This window comes from Vibrio sp. R11-SG3-ISO3-SZ, assembly GCF_059834345.1.
The window spans coordinates 1-19,001 of record NZ_JCBDGX010000191.1; the positions used below are offsets into that span (position 1 = coordinate 1).

Here is a 19,001-nt window from a genome sequence, read left to right on the forward strand (position 1 = left end):
ACCAAACTCTATTGATGGAGTTGGTCCCTGATCGCCTACGTGGCGAAACAGCGACATTCAATATCGAAGCCAACGGTACGGTGTATGTTGAACAAGGTCGTCGCGTGACGGCTCGCCACATTCGCCAGCTTGAAAAAGATGGTGTCGACCATATTGAAGTACCGGTTGAGTACATCGTAGGCAAAGTGGCATCAAAAGATTACATCAATGAAGCCACTGGCGAGATCATTGTTGCAGCTAACCAAGAGATTAGCCTAGAAGCACTCGCGAACCTGTCTCAAGCAGGTCACAAAGCGCTTGAAGTGCTCTTTACTAACGATCTTGATCACGGTCCATTCATGTCTGATACCTTGCGTATCGACAGCACCGTTGATCGCATCTCTGCGCTAGTTGAAATCTACCGCATGATGCGCCCTGGCGAGCCACCAACGAAAGAAGCGGCAGAAGCTCTGTTCGAAAGCCTATTCTTCTCTGAAGAGCGTTACGATCTATCGACTGTTGGTCGTATGAAGTTCAACAGCTCTATCGAACGTGAAGATGCTGGTGAGCAAGGTACTCTTGATGAGACTGATATCATCGAAGTGATGAAGAAGCTTATCGCTATCCGTAACGGCATCGGCGAAGTGGACGATATCGACCACCTAGGTAACCGTCGTATCCGTAGCGTTGGCGAAATGGCTGAAAACCAATTCCGTGTTGGTCTTGTTCGTGTCGAACGTGCGGTTAAAGAGCGTCTAAGCCTTGGCGATCTTGATGCTATCATGCCTCAAGACCTGATCAACGCTAAGCCTATCTCAGCGGCAGTAAAAGAATTCTTTGGCTCTTCACAACTGTCTCAGTTTATGGACCAAAACAACCCACTATCAGAAGTAACGCACAAGCGTCGTATTTCTGCATTGGGTCCTGGCGGTCTAACTCGTGAGCGTGCTGGCTTCGAAGTACGTGACGTACACGTAACGCACTACGGTCGTCTATGTCCTATCGAAACGCCTGAAGGTCCAAACATCGGTCTGATCAACTCTCTGTCTGCGTTTGCGCGTTGTAACGAGTACGGTTTCCTAGAAACTCCATACCGTCGCGTTGTTGATGGCGTAGTAACAGACGAAGTGGATTACCTATCTGCTATTCAAGAAGGTCAGTACGTTATCGCTCAGGCGAACACGGTTCTGACTGAAGAAGGCACATTTGCTGAAGAGCTGATCACGGCTCGTCAGAAAGGTGAATCTGGTCTACACCCACGCGAACATGTTGATTACATGGACGTTGCAACCAACCAGGTTGTATCTATCGCTGCATCGCTTATCCCGTTCCTAGAACACGATGATGCGAACCGTGCATTGATGGGTGCGAACATGCAACGTCAGGCTGTTCCAACACTGAAGGCTGACAAGCCTCTCGTTGGTACGGGTATCGAGCGTAACATCGCGGTTGACTCTGGTGTGACAGCGGTAGCGAAACGTGGTGGTGTTATCCAGTCAGTGGACGCATCGCGCATCGTCGTTAAGGTTAACGAAGAAGAGTTGATTCCTGGCGAAGCGGGTATCGATATCTACAACCTAACGAAGTACACACGTTCAAACCAAAACACGTGTATCAACCAGCGTCCATGTGTGATGCCAGGTGAGTCTGTACTACGTGGCGACGTTCTAGCTGATGGTCCTTCAACAGACCTTGGTGAGCTAGCGCTTGGTCAGAACATGCGTATCGCGTTCATGCCTTGGAACGGTTACAACTTCGAAGACTCGATCTTAGTGTCTGAGCGCGTCGTTCAAGAAGACCGTTTCACAACGATCCACATCCAAGAGCTATCTTGTGTGGCGCGTGATACTAAGCTTGGCGCAGAAGAGATCACAGCTGACATTCCAAACGTAGGTGAGTCTGCTCTGTCTAAACTTGACGAGTCAGGTATCGTATACATCGGTGCTGAAGTGAAGGGTGGCGACATCCTAGTTGGTAAAGTGACGCCGAAAGGTGAAACTCAGCTGACGCCTGAAGAGAAGCTATTGCGTGCTATCTTCGGTGAAAAAGCATCAGACGTGAAAGATACGTCACTGCGTGTACCAAACTCTGTTTCAGGTACCATCATCGATGTTCAAGTCTTTACTCGTGATGGCGTAGAGAAAGACAAGCGTGCGCTTGAAATTGAGCAGATGCAGCTGAAAGAAGCGAAGAAAGACCTAACTGAAGAATTCCAGATTCTTGAGGGTGGCCTTCTTAACCGTGTGAGAGCTGTCTTGATTGACGGTGGCTACGCGGAAGCGAAACTTGACGCAACGGATCGTAAGAAGTGGCTTGAGTTCACGCTAGAAGACGACGCACTACAAACTCAGCTAGAGCAATTGGCTGAGCAGTGGGACGAGCTAAAAGCGGACTTCGATAAGAAGTTTGAAACTAAGCGTCGTAAGATCACACAGGGTGATGATCTTGCTCCTGGCGTACTGAAGATTGTGAAAGTTTACCTCGCGGTGAAACGTCGCATTCAGCCTGGTGATAAGATGGCGGGTCGTCACGGTAACAAGGGTGTAATCTCTAAGATCAACCCTGTTGAAGACATGCCATACGATGAGAAAGGCCAACCGGTCGACATCGTTCTTAACCCACTGGGTGTACCTTCGCGTATGAACATCGGTCAGATCCTAGAAGTTCACTTAGGTCTGGCGGCGAAAGGCATCGGTGACAAGATCAACCAGATGGTGAAAGAGCAGCAAGAGCTGGCTAAGTTCCGTGACTTCCTACAGAAAGTCTACGACCTTGGCGAAACGCGTCAGCAAGTGGACATTGCTTCACTATCAGATGACGAAGTACGCACGCTGATCGGCAACCTTCGTGGTGGTCTACCAATCGCGACACCAGTCTTTGACGGTGCGAACGAAACATCAATTAAAGAGCTACTGAAACTGGGTGATCTACCAGAATCTGGTCAGCTAACACTGTTTGATGGTCGCACTGGTGATGCGTTTGAGCGTCCGGTAACCGTAGGTTACATGTACATGCTCAAACTGAACCACCTTGTTGATGACAAGATGCATGCTCGTTCAACCGGCTCATACAGCCTAGTAACTCAGCAGCCACTTGGTGGTAAAGCTCAGTTCGGTGGTCAGCGTTTCGGTGAGATGGAAGTATGGGCACTTGAAGCATACGGTGCTGCTTACACGCTACAAGAAATGCTAACCGTTAAGTCGGATGACGTGAACGGCCGTACGAAGATGTACAAAAACATCGTCGACGGTAACCACAGCATGGAACCTGGTATGCCAGAATCGTTCAACGTATTGTTGAAAGAGATTCGCTCGCTAGGTATCAACATCGAGCTAGAAGACGAAGAGTAATCCACCATCTCTGAGACAGAGATAAATTGGGTTATTTGGTAGAAGGTGCCTGTCTTGGCGGGCATCTTTTAACTCCTTACAGGAGCTGATTGTGAAAGACTTATTAAACTTTCTAAAAGCACAGCATAAGACCGAAGAGTTTGATGCAATCAAAATCGGTCTATCTTCACCAGACATGATCCGTTCATGGTCTTTCGGTGAAGTGAAAAAACCTGAAACGATCAACTATCGTACGTTCAAACCTGAGCGCGATGGTCTGTTCTGTGCGCGTATTTTTGGCCCAGTAAAAGACTACGAATGTCTTTGTGGCAAATACAAGCGTCTGAAACACCGTGGTGTTATCTGTGAGAAGTGTGGCGTTGAAGTTACACAAACTAAAGTTCGTCGTGACCGCATGGGCCACATCGAGCTTGCTTCACCAGTGGCTCACATCTGGTTCCTAAAATCACTGCCGTCTCGTATCGGTCTACTGATGGATATCCCTCTACGTGATATCGAACGTGTTCTTTACTTCGAAATGTACGTGGTAACAGAGCCGGGTATGACGGATCTAGAAAAAGGTCAGATGCTGACTGAAGAAGAGTATCTGGATCGTCTAGAAGAGTGGGGTGATGAATTCACGGCTAAGATGGGTGCAGAAGCGATCAAAGACCTACTAGCGTCTATGGATCTACCTGCTGAAATCGAAGAGATGCGTGAAGAGCTTCAGTCTACTAACTCAGAGACTAAGCGTAAGAAGATCACTAAGCGTCTGAAGTTAGTTGAAGCGTTCGTTCAATCGGGTAACAACCCAGAGTGGATGATCCTAACTGTGCTTCCGGTTCTTCCGCCAGATCTACGTCCTCTAGTACCACTAGACGGCGGTCGTTTCGCGACATCTGATCTGAACGACCTATACCGTCGCGTGATCAACCGTAACAACCGTTTGAAGCGTCTACTAGAGCTAGCGGCTCCGGACATCATCGTACGTAACGAAAAGCGTATGTTGCAAGAGTCTGTTGATGCCCTTCTAGATAACGGTCGTCGCGGTCGTGCGATCACAGGTTCGAATAAGCGCCCTCTGAAATCTCTTGCTGATATGATCAAGGGTAAACAAGGTCGTTTCCGTCAGAACCTTCTAGGTAAACGTGTAGACTACTCTGGCCGTTCTGTAATCACAGTAGGTCCATACCTTCGTCTGCACCAGTGTGGTCTTCCTAAGAAGATGGCACTTGAGCTATTCAAACCATTCATCTACAGCAAGCTAGAGACTCGTGGTCTTGCGACGACAATCAAAGCTGCTAAGAAAATGGTAGAGCGTGAAGAAGCGGTAGTTTGGGATATCCTAGACGAAGTGATCCGTGAGCACCCAGTACTATTGAACCGTGCACCTACACTTCACCGTCTAGGTATCCAGGCGTTCGAACCTGTACTGATCGAAGGTAAAGCGATTCAGCTACACCCACTTGTGTGTGCGGCGTACAACGCGGACTTCGATGGTGACCAAATGGCGGTTCACGTACCTCTAACTCTAGAGGCACAGCTTGAAGCTCGTACTCTGATGATGTCGACAAACAACATTCTGTCGCCAGCGTCAGGTGATCCGATCATCGTACCTTCTCAGGACGTGGTATTGGGTCTGTACTACATGACTCGTGACAAGATCAACGTGAAAGGTGAAGGCATGTACCTTGCTGGCCCAGAAGAGGCTGAAAAGGCATACCGCACTAAGAGCGCAGAGCTACATGCACGCGTAAAAGTACGTATTACTGAAACCGTTGTTGATGAAGACGGCAACAGCACCACTGAAACCAAACTCGTGGACACCACGATTGGTCGTGCAATGCTATGGCAAATCGTGCCATCAGGTCTTCCATACAGCCTAGTGAACCAAAAGCTTGGCAAGAAACAGATTTCGAACCTGTTGAACGAGGCTTACCGTAAACTGGGCCTGAAAGATACGGTTATCTTCGCTGACCAAATCATGTACGCAGGTTTTGCTTACGCAGCACTATCTGGTGTGTCTGTCGGTATCGACGACATGGTAGTACCAGAGGCGAAGTACACTGAAATCGCAGAAGCAGAAGAAGAAGTACGCGAAATCCAAGAACAGTACCAGTCAGGTCTTGTTACTGCGGGTGAGCGCTACAACAAAGTGATCGATATTTGGGCATCAACCAACGATCGTGTTGCGAAAGCGATGATGGAGAACCTCTCTTCTGAAACTGTGGTTAACCGCGATGGTGAAGAAGAGCAACAAGAGTCGTTCAACAGCATCTACATGATGGCTGACTCGGGCGCTCGTGGTTCTGCCGCACAGATTCGTCAGCTTGCCGGTATGCGTGGTCTGATGGCGCGTCCAGATGGTTCAATCATCGAAACGCCGATCACTGCAAACTTTAAAGAAGGTCTAAACGTACTTCAGTACTTTATCTCAACGCACGGTGCTCGTAAGGGTCTTGCGGATACGGCACTGAAAACAGCGAACTCGGGTTACCTAACTCGTCGTCTCGTAGACGTTGCTCAAGACGTTGTCGTGACCGAGCATGACTGTGGTACGCACGAAGGCGTCGACATGATGCCTCACATCGAAGGTGGTGACGTTAAAGTGGCACTGACTGAGCTAGCGCTAGGTCGTGTTGTTGCTGAAGACGTGATGAAGCCAGGTACTGAAGAAGTTCTTATTCCACGTAACACGCTGATCGATGAGAAGTGGTGTCAAATCATGGAAGAGAACTCAGTAGACAGCATGCGCGTACGCTCTGTTGTAACCTGTGATGCTGACTTCGGTTGTTGTGCACAATGTTACGGTCGTGACCTAGCACGTGGTCACCTAGTGAACCAAGGTGAAGCAGTCGGTGTTATCGCTGCTCAGTCTATCGGTGAACCAGGTACACAGCTAACGATGCGTACGTTCCACATCGGTGGTGCGGCATCGACAGCTGCGGCTGAGAACAGCATCCAAGCGAAGAACGACGGCTCTGTGAAACTCAGCAATGCGAAATTTGTTATCAACAAAGATGGCAAGCTGGTGATCACCTCTCGTGCTTCTGAAATGATGATCATTGACGAGTTCGGTCGTACTAAAGAGAAACACAAATTGCCTTACGGCTCTCTATTGAGCAAAGGCGATGGCGACGCAGTGAAGTCCGGTGAGACCGTGGCAAACTGGGAAGCGCACACCATGCCAATCATCACTGAAGTGGCAGGTCGCATCCAGTTCGTTGACATGATCGATGGCGTAACTGTATCTCGTCAAACCGACGATTTGACTGGTCTATCTTCAAGCGAAGTGACGGAAGCCGCCGCTCGCCCAGCAGCAGGTAAAGATATGCGTCCAGCTATCAAACTTGTTGACGCGCAAGGCAACGATGTATTGATCCCTGGTACTGAAATGCCAGCGCATTACTTCCTGCCTGGTAAAGCGATTGTGAACATCGAAGACGGCGCTGAAGTGGGTGTGGGTGATACACTTGCACGTATTCCTCAGAAGTCAGGTGGTAACCGAGATATCACTGGTGGTCTTCCACGCGTTGCGGACCTATTCGAAGCTCGTAAGCCAAAAGAGCCTGCGATCCTTGCTGAGCACACAGGTACTGTGTCATTCGGTAAAGAGACCAAAGGTAAGCGTCGTCTAGTGATCACTCGTGAAGGTGGTGACACCTACGAAGAGATGATTCCTAAGCACCGTCAGCTTAACGTGTTCGAAGGTGAGAAAGTGGAACGTGGTGATGTGATCGCCGACGGCCCAGAGTCTCCGCATGACATCCTTCGTCTACGTGGTATCCACGCTGTGACGCAATACATCGCGAACGAAGTTCAAGAAGTATACCGTCTGCAAGGCGTTAAGATTAACGATAAGCACATCGAGACTATCGTTCGTCAGATGCTACGTAAGTGTACTATCACACACGCTGGTGACTCAGAGTTCCTAGCGGGTGAGCAGGTAGAATACTCACAAGTGAAGATTGCGAACCGCCAGCTAGAAGCTGAAGGCAAAGAGCCAGCTCGCTTTGAACGTGAACTACTAGGTATCACGAAAGCGTCGCTAGCGACTGAGTCGTTCATCTCTGCGGCATCGTTCCAGGAAACAACTCGCGTACTAACAGAAGCGGCTGTTTCTGGTAAGCGTGATGAGCTACGTGGTCTGAAAGAAAACGTGATTGTTGGTCGTCTGATTCCAGCAGGTACCGGTTTCGCATACCACCAAGATCGTCAAGCGAAGCGTGCACAAGAGCAAGAAGGTCCATCTGCTGAACAAGCAACAGACAACCTTGCAGCATTGCTTAACGCAGGTTTCTCTTCTGAAGAGTAATCATACAGCGACATGAAAAAAGGCACCTTCGGGTGCCTTTTTTGTATTTTGGAATAGAATTTAGTGCCTAGTGCCTAGTGCCTAGTGCCTAGTGCCTAGTGCCTAGTGCCTAGTGCCTAGTGCCTAGTGCCTAGTGCCTAGTGCCTAGTGCCTAGAGGTCGATGTTTGTTGACTTATCGAAGTGAATCGACCTTTAAGTAAATGAGGGGGCTGGTTATAAGTTAAGCGCCGGGTGGAATGGCTAAGCTGTCCGCAATAAGCTGAATGAGGCGATCTTCGACTTCGAAGCGCTCTTCGATTACTTCGCCAATCTCAGACATGTCCGCATCAAAATCGTCTAACGTCTCGTCGTCGCTCACCGCTGCGTACTTATCGGTAAAGTTTAATAAAGGCTCAGTGGTCAGGACAATTTTACCGTAGGTATCGTTTATCTCATCGGTCGCTTCAAAGCCTGTCGAGCGCCATTTATCCATGACCATGTCGTAAATTTTAAAATGACCTTCGGAAATATAGTCGACCAGTTCGCCACAAAAATGTTGCAGTTCAGCAGGGGTAGGGAGTTCGACGACAGCCGTTTTCGAGGAGGTCGGTTGCAAGGCGGCAAGCTTACAAAATTCAACGATCAAACGTTGGCGGCTATCTAACCAATGGTCGATAACATCACTCGAACCGCCCCATTGTTCTTGGGTTCTTTTTAGTTTTCTTAACATGACCAGGCCCTCTTGTCGGATCACCATCCGGATGATCGTTACGCTTTGAAATCAAAGCAGGTTGAGAGAATTAACCTCTTGTCCTTACTAAAATTTATAGCCGGAGATCTTTCCCACTACAAACTCTGGTATGAATTTAGATTGCCAGTAAAATAGACGAACTGCAAGTAAAGGGAGTGGCTGATGTTAAAGAAAAGTGACACGAACCGTATGGGTGATGCTTACTGGTGTGTAGTCTCGGGAAGTGAGCTTTGGTTACCCGACGGTGCGTTGCCAAAAGGCTGTGCTGACACCCTCGAATTGCCTGCGCATGAGGCGATAGAAATCGGTCACTACGAAGGGCTTCCTGTTATGTGGCTTTGTGAGGAGTGGGTAGAGCAACCATTACCTCTTACTTCGCTTCGAGAAGCGCTTACGCTACCTGAGGCGCTGTTTCTGTTGGCCAGCAAAGCGGTGCAATATGGTCACATGCGTCAGACGATGCGTTTTTGCCCGCAATGCGGTGGCCGTAATCATCTCAATCACAATCAATTAGCGATGCAGTGTGGTGAATGCCGAACGTTGCATTATCCGCGCATTTTTCCCTGTATTATCGTCGCTGTACGCCACCAAGACTCGATTTTACTTGCTCAACACCCGAGACATCGAAATGGCATGTACACCGTCATAGCGGGCTTTGTAGAAGTCGGAGAGACCCTTGAGCAATGCGTGGCGCGAGAAGTCAAAGAGGAGACGGGGATTGACGTCACCAACGTGCGTTACTTTGGTAGTCAACCTTGGGCCTTTCCATCGAGCATGATGATGGGCTTTTTAGCCGACTATGCTGGTGGCACATTGAAACCCGACTACAGTGAGCTCAGTGATGCGCAGTGGTTTACGGTTGACGCGATGCCGCCCGTTGCGCCAGTCGGAACCATCGCGAGAGCACTGATTGAACATACGCTTGCAGAGATAAAAAAAACCCTCCGAGAGGGAGGGGGTAAGTAAGATGTCGTTATGAGATGCTGAACACGGAGATGTTCAGTTTATAATTGTAGTTTTCGCTAGCAAACAAATATTTAACACTCCAATGAGTTGAGCGCAAATTAAGCACTGATTTAATAGTAAATAACTTGATCTGGGTTGCAAAGCACACCGCTTTTGAGAGCTAAACAGTGTTAGAATACGAACGATAAAAAGTCAGCTTAAATGATTGGAAGAACAGAATGACAGAACTCAAAAACGATCGTTATCTTCGTGCTCTGCTCAAAGAGCCTGTTGATTACACCCCGGTATGGATGATGCGCCAAGCGGGTCGCTACCTGCCAGAATACAAAGCCACGCGCGCGCAAGCGGGTGATTTTATGTCACTGTGTAAAAACGCAGAGCTGGCCTCAGAAGTGACACTTCAACCGTTACGTCGCTTTCCACTTGATGCCGCGATTTTGTTCTCCGATATTTTGACGATTCCAGATGCGATGGGATTAGGCCTCCGCTTTGCTGCGGGTGAGGGCCCGGTGTTCGATCGCCCGATTACCTCGAAAGCTGACGTCGATAAAATTGGCATCCCAGATCCAGAAGGCGAACTTCAGTACGTCATGAACGCTGTGCGTCAAATTCGTAAAGATCTCAATGGTGACGTGCCGCTGATCGGTTTCTCGGGTAGCCCATGGACACTCGCTACCTACATGGTGGAAGGCGGCAGCTCGAAAGCCTTCACCAAAATCAAAAAGATGATGTACGCCGAGCCACAAACCTTGCACCTGCTGCTAGATAAACTGGCTGACAGTGTGATTGCGTACCTTAACGCGCAAATCAAAGCGGGCGCACAATCCGTGATGGTATTTGATACCTGGGGCGGTGTATTGACCCCTCGTGATTATCAGCTGTTCTCATTGCAGTACATGCACAAAATTGTCGATGGACTGGTGCGTGAAAACGAAGGTCGCCGCGTTCCTGTCACACTATTTACTAAAAACGGCGGAATGTGGCTTGAGCAGATCGCCGCAACAGGGTGTGATGCGGTCGGACTGGATTGGACCATCAACATCGAAAACGCCAAAGCGCGAGTCGGTGACAAAGTGGCACTGCAAGGCAACATGGACCCATCCATGCTCTATGCCTCACCGGAGCGAATCCAACAAGAGGTAGCGAGCATTCTGGCGGGCTTTGGTGATGCGGGCACAGGTCACGTATTTAACCTCGGACACGGCATCCATTTGGACGTGCCACCTGAAAATGCTGGCGTGTTTGTTGAGGCGGTCCACGAGTTATCCAAGCCATACCACAAATAATTGAGTAATCTTTGCAAAGCGCCTGATATGACCAGGCGCTTTTTTGTTATCGGTTACACTAGCCGCTATACTGCTGAAATAACAAGAAAGGATACGGATTATTCATGAAGACTCGCGACAAAATTGTCTTAGCGGCTTTGGAGCTGTTTAACGAGCATGGTGAACGCACCATTACCACCAATCATATCGCCGCGCATATTGATATTAGTCCCGGGAATCTCTATTACCACTTCCGCAATAAGCAAGAAATTGTGCGTGAGATTTTTACGCTCTACTCCAACGAGCTGCTTGAACGTTTCACGCCGATTCAAGGTCAGCAGGAGAGTTTGGTGTTACTTAAGCACTATCTCGACTCTATTTTTACCCTGATGTGGAAATACCGTTTCTTCTATGCCAACTTGCCAGAAATCTTGGGCCGAGATGAACAGCTGCATGATGACTACATTCAAGTGCAGGAGAAGCTGCAAACCAATCTCATTGGGATCATGCACGCCTTTGTCGCTTTGGATTTATTGGATGTCTCTGAGCAAGAAATGCAATCTCTGGTCACTAGCTTACATTTGATTGCGTCCAGTTGGCTGGCGTATCAATCTGCCATGTCTCCACGGACACAGATTACCGAGCAAGTCATTCATCGCGGAATGCTACAAATGATCGCCATTGTGAAGCCCAAAGCGACGGCTCAGGGGCTTGAACAGTTACAATTGTTTGAGGAAGGGGTCAAAGCCATGCATGCTTAACGGCGCGCACCACTGGCTTTTTCGATCCTAGTTATAACGAATTAAAATTGTTAGATTTTTTAAGACCCATTACAGTATCGAAAGATAAGTGAATGGGTTTTTTATGCATTACGATGTGTTTAATGGCGATGCCGATGGCATCATCGCCTTACTGCAACTGCGCTTAGCGCAGCCGAAAGAGACAACGCTGGTCACCGGCGTCAAACGTGACATCCAATTGCTAGACAAGGTATCGCCACAGCCTGGCGATAGCGTGACAGTGCTCGATATCTCGATGGAAAAAAATCGAGTCGCGTTGGAGAGCTTACTGCATGGCGGTGTGTCAGTCTTCTATGCCGATCATCACCGATCGGGCGACATCCCCGAGCACCCACTGCTCGATGCTCACATCAATCTCGATGCCAACATGTGTACCGCGCTCATTGTCGATCAGTGGCTCGACGGGCGTTTTCACTTTTGGGCCATCACCGCTGCCTTTGGCGACAATCTTATTGCGACAGCGCAGCAGCTAGCTACCCAAGCGGGGCTGGATGGTAAACAAGCCGCGCAGCTACAAGAGTTGGGGACGCTGATCAATTACAACGGTTATGGCGCCAAGATTGAGGACTTGCACTACCACCCGGCAGCACTGTTTAACACCCTTTTGGCTTATGATGATCCTTTTGCTGTGATTGCTGACAAGCACTCCCCATATTGGCAATTAAAAGCCGCTTATCACGCAGACATGGAGAGGGCATTGTCGGTGGAAGCCAGTTACCGTAGCCCAACATTGAGTGTCTTTGAATTGCCTGATGAACCCGCGGCAAGGCGTGTCAGCGGCGTGTATGGCAACGCGTTAGCGAATCAGGCGCCTCACTCTGCGCACGCAGTACTGACACAAAATCCTGATGGGAGTTTCTTGGTTTCACTGCGTGCGCCTTTGAACAATAAACAGGGAGCAGGGGCGATTTGTTCGGCGTTTGCGACGGGCGGTGGAAGAGAGGGGGCCGCTGGCATCAATGCGCTACCCGCCAATCAATTAGCGACGTTTATTGAACAGGTTGAGGCGTACTATCAGCCGCGCTGACCATCGCTAGGCTAACGGGTGAGCCACTGACTTGGGTCTTGGGTTTTGCTGTTACGGCGAATCTCAAAGTAGAGGGACGCCTGTGGCTGACCGCCAGTATCACCTGCTAGGGCAATGGTCTCTCCGGCGGTGACTTTGTCGCCTTCTTTTTTCATCAAACTTTGGTTAAACCCGTATAAGGTCATATCGCCTTTGCCGTGATCCAGCAGAACAACCAGGCCATAGCCTCGTAAATACTCCGCAAAGACCACGGTGCCAGAATAGACGGCTTTGACCGATTGACCGTAATCGGCATCAATCACCCATCCCTTCCAGCTTAATTGACCAGTTTGTGGCGCGCCGTAGCGATGTAGGATACGGCCTTTCAGTGGCCAAGGCAGTTTGCCTTTTTGTCGTGCAATACCATCCATCGGCACGGCATTGCGTTTAGCGGCCTTGGCGATTTCCGCTTTTAAGCGCGTCTCATTGCGTTGCAATTCAGAAAGGTAGACTTGGTCGTTGGAAATGCTCTTTTTGATGTTGGTGACCGTGCCTTGGCGACTGGATTGCGTTTTGGTGAGCGCGTTTTTCTGCTCAGTTTGCTGCTTGAGTAGTGCAGCAATTTGCGCTTGTTCTAACTCGAGTTGGCGTTGACTTGAGGTCAGCTTTTCAGTGGTGAGTTGCAACTCATCGATGATGTCAGCGCGCTGTTTGGCTAGGTGTTGGAAGTATTGGCTTATGCGATCTTCTTCCACACCACGATTGAGCATATTGGCTGGCGCTTTCGCACGTTCTGTCATGTAATAGGTCTGAATCAACTCGGCAAGCTTGTCGCTTTGGGCTTTTTTTTGTGCTTCTAGCTGATCAATTCGGCGTTGGAGCTCTGCAATGCTCTCTTGGGTTTTCTTTTGTTGCGCCTTGGTCTCAGTGATCTCTTTTTCGAGTCGAGTGATGCTCAGTTCTTGCTGTTTGAGAGACTGCTGAAGCTCATCGAGCTTTTTTTGTTGCGAGGAGAGATTTTGCTTTTGGCGGGAAATCTCGCTACTGACCCCTTTAAGCTCAGAGGTCGAGGCAAAACTGGTCATAGGAAGCCAACAGAGTACGGCGAGAATCCAAACCGTCATCGGTTTCAAAAGCAAACTGCGCTGTCCTTGCCCAACCAATACCATGGCTCTGTCTGTCCTAAGTGTTTGAGATTGGGTCAGTATACCCAAATCAGAAATTGGAATACACAAAAAGCCCGAGCATGGGCTCGGGCTTTGGTTCTCTATCACAGCAGCAAACTTATTTAACCAGAATTTCCCCGGTCATTTCTGCTGGGATTTCTAGACCTGCAAGAGACAGCATGGTTGGCGCTAGGTCAGACAGTTTTCCGCCTTCTTTAAACTCAACCGCTTTGTCACCAACGTAAATCAGAGGCACCGGTAGGTTGGTGTGCGCAGTGTGTGTGCCGCCTGTTTCTGGGTCGACCATCATTTCCGCGTTACCGTGGTCTGCTGTGATCAGCAGTTGACCGCCCACTTCTTTGATCGCTTCAACGACTTGGCCAACGCTGGCGTCTAGCGCTTCAATCGCTTTTTCTGCTGCGTCGTACACACCTGTGTGACCGACCATATCGGCGTTCGGGTAGTTACAGATGATGGTGTCGTATTTGCCAGATTTGATCGCTGCGACCATCTTTTCAGTCAGTTCAGCAGAGCTCATCTCTGGTTGAAGGTCGTACGTCGCCACTTTTGGAGAAGCCACGAGTTGACGCTCTTCACCGTCAAACTCTTGCTCAACACCACCGTTGAAGAAGAAGGTCACGTGTGCGTATTTTTCTGTCTCTGAAATACGCAGCTGAGTTTGACCTTGCTTTGATAGCCACTCACCGTAGGTGTTCTCAAGAGACGCCGGTGGGAAGGCAATCGCCAGTGGGATATCGGCAGCGTACTGAGTCAGCATCACAAAATGAAGGGCTGGGAATACCGCACGCTCAAAACCGTCAAACTCAGGAACGAAAGCACGCGTAATTTGGCGTGCGCGGTCTGCACGGTAGTTCATGAAGATCAGCGCATCTCCATCTTGCATGATGGCGTCTTCTTGTGCGTCAGTCTTAATCGCAGTGGCTTTAACAAATTCGTCGTTCTCTTCGCGAGCGTAAGCCGCTTCAAGACCCGCAACCGCAGAATCAAACGTGAAGTCCGCTTTAGCTTGCGTTAGCAAGTCGTAAGCAACTTGAACACGTTCCCAGTTGTTGTCACGGTCCATTGCGTAGTAACGGCCCACTAGAGAAGCAATGCGACCTTTACCCAGCTTCGCAAACAGTTCATCAAAGCGCTTGAGTGAGTTTTCTGCGCTGCGTGGTGGTGTGTCACGACCGTCTAGGAAGCAGTGTAGGTAGATCTTTTCTGCGCCACGAGCGGCAGCCATTTCTACCGCTGCGTAGATGTGATCTTCGTGAGAGTGAACACCGCCTGGTGACATCAGACCCATGATATGAACCGCTTTCCCGGCTTTTACCGCCGCGTCTACTGCTTCGACTAGCGCTGGCGTTTCGGCAAATTCGCCGTCAGAGATGGATTTGGTGATACGAGTCAGATCTTGGTAAACCACACGGCCAGCACCAATGTTTGTGTGACCCACTTCTGAGTTACCCATTTGACCGTCCGGTAGACCAACGTCCATACCTGATGCAGAAATGAGCGTGTGTGGGTGGTTAGCAAGTAGCGCATCCATAACCGGTTTTTTTGCGTTTGCGATAGCGTTGCTTGCTGTGTCCTCACGGTGACCGTAACCGTCAAGGATAACTAGAGCCAATGGCTTCTTAGCTGACATAGTGATGTCCTCGTTAAAATTTCAAAGTAACTTTGGAAACAAAATTAGCGTAATTTTACTACACTTTTTAACCAAAACTGTAGGTTAAGATCAAATAAACTGGGCGAAATGCCGTTGTTATCTTTCACCATGCCCAGTGTGTGGAATTACTCCGTCTCTCTTTACTTGCCAGTCTCGACCTAATTTTATCCCTTTTAAAGCGGAATCTATCTATTAGTTCAATAGGTGCTATTGATGGCCGCTGTTCACACTAACCTGTGTGAGCCTTGGGTTCAACTCACCAAGATACTGGTGCCGGCGACCGCGACCAAAGCGCCAATCCACGCATAACGGTTGGGGCGCTTTTTGGTGTAGATCCACAGTATAGGCAACAACATGATGGGCGTGGTAGAAGAGAGCAGCGCGACCATACCGACGTTCCCTTCACGCAGCGCATAGAGGATCAGTGTCATCCCTACTGCCATCGCGAGAAAACCGTTGATCGCGGTAATCGCAAAAATGCGCGTGTTCATCGGTTGCGTCGCTCTCGCTAGCCGTGCGCCGGAGAGAAAAAAGACGCTGTGCGCGACAAAGGCTGTCATCATACGCATGGCGGAGGCGGCGATGGGATCGATCGCGGTTTGCATGATCGGCTTGGCGATAATGCCGCCCAATGCCTGACACAGCGCAGCGAGGAGGCCAAGTCCGATCCCTGCCCAAATGTTGCCTTTAATGGACTCCAAGCTATTCGCTGCTTGACCTCTGCGCCCGAAAAATATCGCTGTTAAGACACCAGAAAAGACCAGTGCTGAACCGATGAGCTCAAGCGAGGTCATGCTTTCGCTAAACAGGAAATAGCCGAGTACGGCAGAGAACACCGCATGGCATGAGAAAAGCAAACCCGCTTGTCGTGGTCCCATGCGATTGAGACAGGCAAACAGAGCGGTATCACCGATGAAGATACCCACTAAGCCCGATAGCGCCATGGCCGATACCGCAGTGAGCTCAACGCTTGCCCAGCCACCCGTCAACCAAGCCATCGAGGCGAGAATGACAGACGTACACCCCATTCGCCAGCGGCTGTAGGCAAAGGTCCCTAAGTGCTGCGCAGGTGTGACAGACAAAATACTCGCTACCGCCCATAAAAGCGCGGCCGCCAATGCCAGCCATTCATAGCCCATAATCGTGAAATCCAAAGCAAATCATTAAGGTAAGCAATATGCACGAAAACGCGCTAGAAACAAAGCGCCCAGGTAAGAGAACCTGGGCGCCGAGCTAAGTATGACCTGTGGGGCAACGGTTACGTAAGAATGAGCGTTGCTGCATAAACAATCGCAAGACCAATCAAACCAATAATGACGCCGGTTTTGGCCATGTCTTTGCTCTCAATCAGTCCTGTTGAGTAAGCAAGGGAGTTCGGCGGTGTTGAGACAGGCAAAATCATACCGAGAGAGGCGGAGAAGGCCACCACCACCAACAAGGCTTGCAGCCCGCCAATGGCTGCCAAGCTCTCCATCGAAGCGCCGATGGCTGCTGCGATGGGCATCAACAAGTTGGCGGTCGCGGTGTTGGACATAAAGTTGGCCATCAACCAACACACCATAGACAACGTGATGACCACCGCGACAGGCGAGAGGGTCTCGTAATCGATCGCATGTGCCAGCGCTTCAGCGAGCCCAGTTTTATCCAGACCAATGCCGATTGCGATACCACCGGCAACCAGCCACAGCACATCCCAGTTGATCAGTTTGAGTTCTGCTTTGCCCATAATGCCAGTCAAGGTGAAGACGGCGAGAGGAATGATCGAAACCACATAGGTGTTCATGCCGTGCAACTGAGTGGTCATCCACAGCAAAATAGTGATGGCGAAGGTGCAATAGACGGTAATGGCCCGCCAGTTGCGTTGGAACTGACCATCGAGCTTGAGCTGCATCTCATTGGATGTGGCGGGGAAGAGCTTTTGCAGCAAAAACCAAGCAATGGTGAGCTGAATAATCACGAAGGGCAGACCCATCATCATCCAGCTTAAGAAGGTAATCGAGTTGTCACCCGTCAGGTATTGCAGCGCGATGGCGTTGGGAGGGGTACCAATCGGTGTGGCAATGCCACCCGTATTGGCGGCAATAGGGATACATAACACTAACGCTTTGATGCCCAAATCCCCTTTGGGTGCAGAAGCGACAATCGGGCCAAGTAAGGCCAGCATCATGACAGTGGTTGCGGTGTTCGACATAAACATCGAAAACACAGCGGTGATCAGCATTAATCCCAACATGATGAACTTGGGCTGTTTGCCAAAGGGTTTGAGTAGCACCCGTGCTAGGTTGTTGTCGAGTTCATATTTTGAGGCTGCGATCGCAAGGGCAAAACCGCCCATAAAGAGAATAATAATTGGCGAGGAAAAGGCGCTGAATATGTCTGTGTAATCGAGCAATACGCCTAGGTCATGATGGGGTGGCGGGGTTCGAAACCAGTGTAATCCTTTATTGGAAATCATCACCAACTCAAGCGCGATAATCAGGATAGAAGTGGCAAAAACAGGTACTGGCTCTAACACCCACAGCAACGCCGCCAGCAAGAATATGGCCAGTAGGCGATGTTGGATCAGGGTTAAGTCGTCAATGGGAATCCAATAGATGGGCATAAAAAGCACAGCAAGAGGGAGCCCAAAACTGACCAGAAGTTTGATAAGGATTCCGGGTTTCAACATGACAGTAAACCTCAAGGTTTTTCGACGAAACACTAGAGTAATTTACAATCAAATTAAGGTCTTGGACGTAGCTGGAACTTTTAGCAAACAGTTGAAAATGTTCACTGGGTTTTGTCTTGGGTCAAAAAAGCCCCAACTTCGCGGGGCTTGGAGAGGCGGTGTGAATCGAACGCTCAGTTATTCAGACTCAGAGGTTGATTCACTCTGGGTCGCGTTGCGTTGGTGTGCGTAAGGCGTGCCCATAACGGTGGTCGCACCGGTACTCATTGCGTCATCAAAGGTGATCGCGTCTTTTGCAAAAAGGTTGATGACGGTAGAGCCGAGCTTAAAGCGCCCCATCTCCTGGCCTTTTTTCAAGATCACGGCTTTGTTACCAGTGGCTGGGTAATCCCATTTGTACACTGTGTTGCCACGAGGAGGGGTGACGGTGCCAGCCCAGACTTGCTCAATGCTACCAACAATCGTTGCCCCTACCAGCACTTGCGCCATCGGACCGAACTCAGTATCAAAAATCGACACCACGCGTTCGTTGCGGGCAAAGAGGTTAGGTACATTCTCGGCGGTCAGTGGGTTGACCGAGAACAGATCGCCCGGTACGTAAATCATCTGGCGCAGCGTGCCATCGCATGGCATGTGTACGCGATGGTAATCACGAGGCGAAAGGTACAAGGTCGCAAAGTCACCCTCAGCAAACTCTTTGGCCAACTCGGCGTCACCACCAAGTAATTCTTGCGCGGTATAATCGTGCCCTTTGGCTTGGATCAGTTTGCCATCTTGAATTGGGCCAAATTGACTCACACAGGCATCTGCAGGGTGAGTAATTACTGACTCACCTTCTGCGATTGGGCGAGCGCCTTCTTTGAGTTCACGGACAAAGAAATCATTAAATGTGGCAAAGTGCTTAGGATCCGAATGCTTCGCTTCGTCCATATTCACGTTGTACTGTTTGATAAACCATTTGATGATGGCTGTGGTTAGACCGCCTGCTTTGGCAGAGGCTAGCTTGCCCACAAGGCGAGTGAGGCCGTGTTGTGGGATCCAGTATTGCAGCCCAACTTTAATCTTATCCATGGTGTTTGATTCCAATATCGAAATAACAGGTTG

At 49.6% G+C, this 19,001-nt stretch carries 12 protein-coding genes; 6 read left to right on the plus strand and 6 right to left on the minus strand.

Annotated features, from left to right (window positions below; translation table 11 throughout):
• Window positions 1-3,329: DNA-directed RNA polymerase subunit beta (gene rpoB / locus AC6R1O_RS19745; RefSeq protein ID WP_500657687.1), on the plus strand; the 3,329-nt coding region annotated here is incomplete at its 5' end.
• 91 nt (window positions 3,330-3,420) lie between these two features.
• Window positions 3,421-7,623, plus strand: coding sequence for a DNA-directed RNA polymerase subunit beta' (gene rpoC, locus AC6R1O_RS19750; RefSeq protein WP_487903415.1), 4,203 nt, complete (start codon window positions 3,421-3,423; stop codon window positions 7,621-7,623).
• Window positions 7,624-7,844: 221 nt separating this feature from the next.
• On the opposite strand, the gene rsd is transcribed toward rpoC, so the two are convergent.
• Window positions 7,845-8,339 (minus strand): sigma D regulator, encoded by a 495-nt coding sequence (gene rsd, locus AC6R1O_RS19755; RefSeq protein ID WP_334555727.1) that lies wholly within the window; start codon window positions 8,337-8,339, stop codon window positions 7,845-7,847.
• Window positions 8,340-8,516: 177 nt separating this feature from the next.
• Between rsd and nudC the strand changes: the two genes are divergently transcribed.
• From nudC to AC6R1O_RS19775, 4 genes are all read left to right on the plus strand, one after another.
• A complete protein-coding gene (gene nudC / locus AC6R1O_RS19760; protein ID WP_500633106.1) occupies window positions 8,517-9,320 on the plus strand; it encodes an NAD(+) diphosphatase in 804 nt (267 codons plus the stop codon).
• Window positions 9,321-9,538: 218 nt separating this feature from the next.
• Entirely contained in the window at window positions 9,539-10,606 is a 1,068-nt protein-coding gene (gene hemE, locus AC6R1O_RS19765) for a uroporphyrinogen decarboxylase (RefSeq protein WP_500633107.1), read from the plus strand.
• Window positions 10,607-10,710: 104 nt separating this feature from the next.
• Window positions 10,711-11,346, plus strand: a complete 636-nt coding sequence (locus tag AC6R1O_RS19770; RefSeq protein WP_334555700.1) for a TetR/AcrR family transcriptional regulator — start codon at window positions 10,711-10,713, stop codon at window positions 11,344-11,346.
• 103 nt (window positions 11,347-11,449) lie between these two features.
• On the plus strand, window positions 11,450-12,412 hold the full coding sequence (locus AC6R1O_RS19775) for a DHH family phosphoesterase (protein ID WP_500633108.1): 963 nt from the start codon (window positions 11,450-11,452) through the stop codon (window positions 12,410-12,412).
• Window positions 12,413-12,423: 11 nt separating this feature from the next.
• On the opposite strand, the gene AC6R1O_RS19780 is transcribed toward AC6R1O_RS19775, so the two are convergent.
• The 5 genes from AC6R1O_RS19780 to asd all read right to left on the minus strand — a co-directional run bounded on the left by AC6R1O_RS19780 (window position 12,424) and on the right by asd (window position 18,968).
• Complete coding sequence (locus tag AC6R1O_RS19780; protein WP_500633114.1) at window positions 12,424-13,515, minus strand: murein hydrolase activator EnvC family protein; 1,092 nt, start codon at window positions 13,513-13,515, stop codon at window positions 12,424-12,426.
• A 160-nt stretch (window positions 13,516-13,675) separates the two neighbouring features.
• Window positions 13,676-15,208, minus strand: coding sequence for a 2,3-bisphosphoglycerate-independent phosphoglycerate mutase (gene gpmM / locus AC6R1O_RS19785; protein WP_500631033.1), 1,533 nt, complete (start codon window positions 15,206-15,208; stop codon window positions 13,676-13,678).
• Window positions 15,209-15,480: 272 nt separating this feature from the next.
• Complete coding sequence (locus tag AC6R1O_RS19790) at window positions 15,481-16,368, minus strand: DMT family transporter (protein ID WP_500633115.1); 888 nt, start codon at window positions 16,366-16,368, stop codon at window positions 15,481-15,483.
• 119 nt (window positions 16,369-16,487) lie between these two features.
• On the minus strand, window positions 16,488-17,897 hold the full coding sequence (locus tag AC6R1O_RS19795; protein WP_500633109.1) for an SLC13 family permease: 1,410 nt from the start codon (window positions 17,895-17,897) through the stop codon (window positions 16,488-16,490).
• 177 nt (window positions 17,898-18,074) lie between these two features.
• Entirely contained in the window at window positions 18,075-18,968 is an 894-nt protein-coding gene (asd, locus tag AC6R1O_RS19800; protein ID WP_500629420.1) for an archaetidylserine decarboxylase, read from the minus strand.
• Window positions 18,969-19,001 lie beyond the last annotated feature (33 nt).

Bases quoted from the DNA above. Each gene is read 5' to 3' on its own strand.
- nudC (WP_500633106.1), top strand. From the start codon at position 8,517: ATGTTAAAGAAAAGTGACACGAACCGTATGGGTGATGCTTACTGGTGT.
- hemE (WP_500633107.1), top strand. From the start codon at position 9,539: ATGACAGAACTCAAAAACGATCGTTATCTTCGTGCTCTGCTCAAAGAG.
- AC6R1O_RS19770 (WP_334555700.1), top strand. From the start codon at position 10,711: ATGAAGACTCGCGACAAAATTGTCTTAGCGGCTTTGGAGCTGTTTAAC.
- AC6R1O_RS19795 (WP_500633109.1), bottom strand. From the start codon at position 17,897: ATGTTGAAACCCGGAATCCTTATCAAACTTCTGGTCAGTTTTGGGCTC.
- asd (WP_500629420.1), bottom strand. From the start codon at position 18,968: ATGGATAAGATTAAAGTTGGGCTGCAATACTGGATCCCACAACACGGC.
- gpmM (WP_500631033.1), bottom strand. From the start codon at position 15,208: ATGTCAGCTAAGAAGCCATTGGCTCTAGTTATCCTTGACGGTTACGGT.
- AC6R1O_RS19780 (WP_500633114.1), bottom strand. From the start codon at position 13,515: ATGACGGTTTGGATTCTCGCCGTACTCTGTTGGCTTCCTATGACCAGT.
- AC6R1O_RS19790 (WP_500633115.1), bottom strand. From the start codon at position 16,368: ATGGGCTATGAATGGCTGGCATTGGCGGCCGCGCTTTTATGGGCGGTA.
- AC6R1O_RS19775 (WP_500633108.1), top strand. From the start codon at position 11,450: ATGCATTACGATGTGTTTAATGGCGATGCCGATGGCATCATCGCCTTA.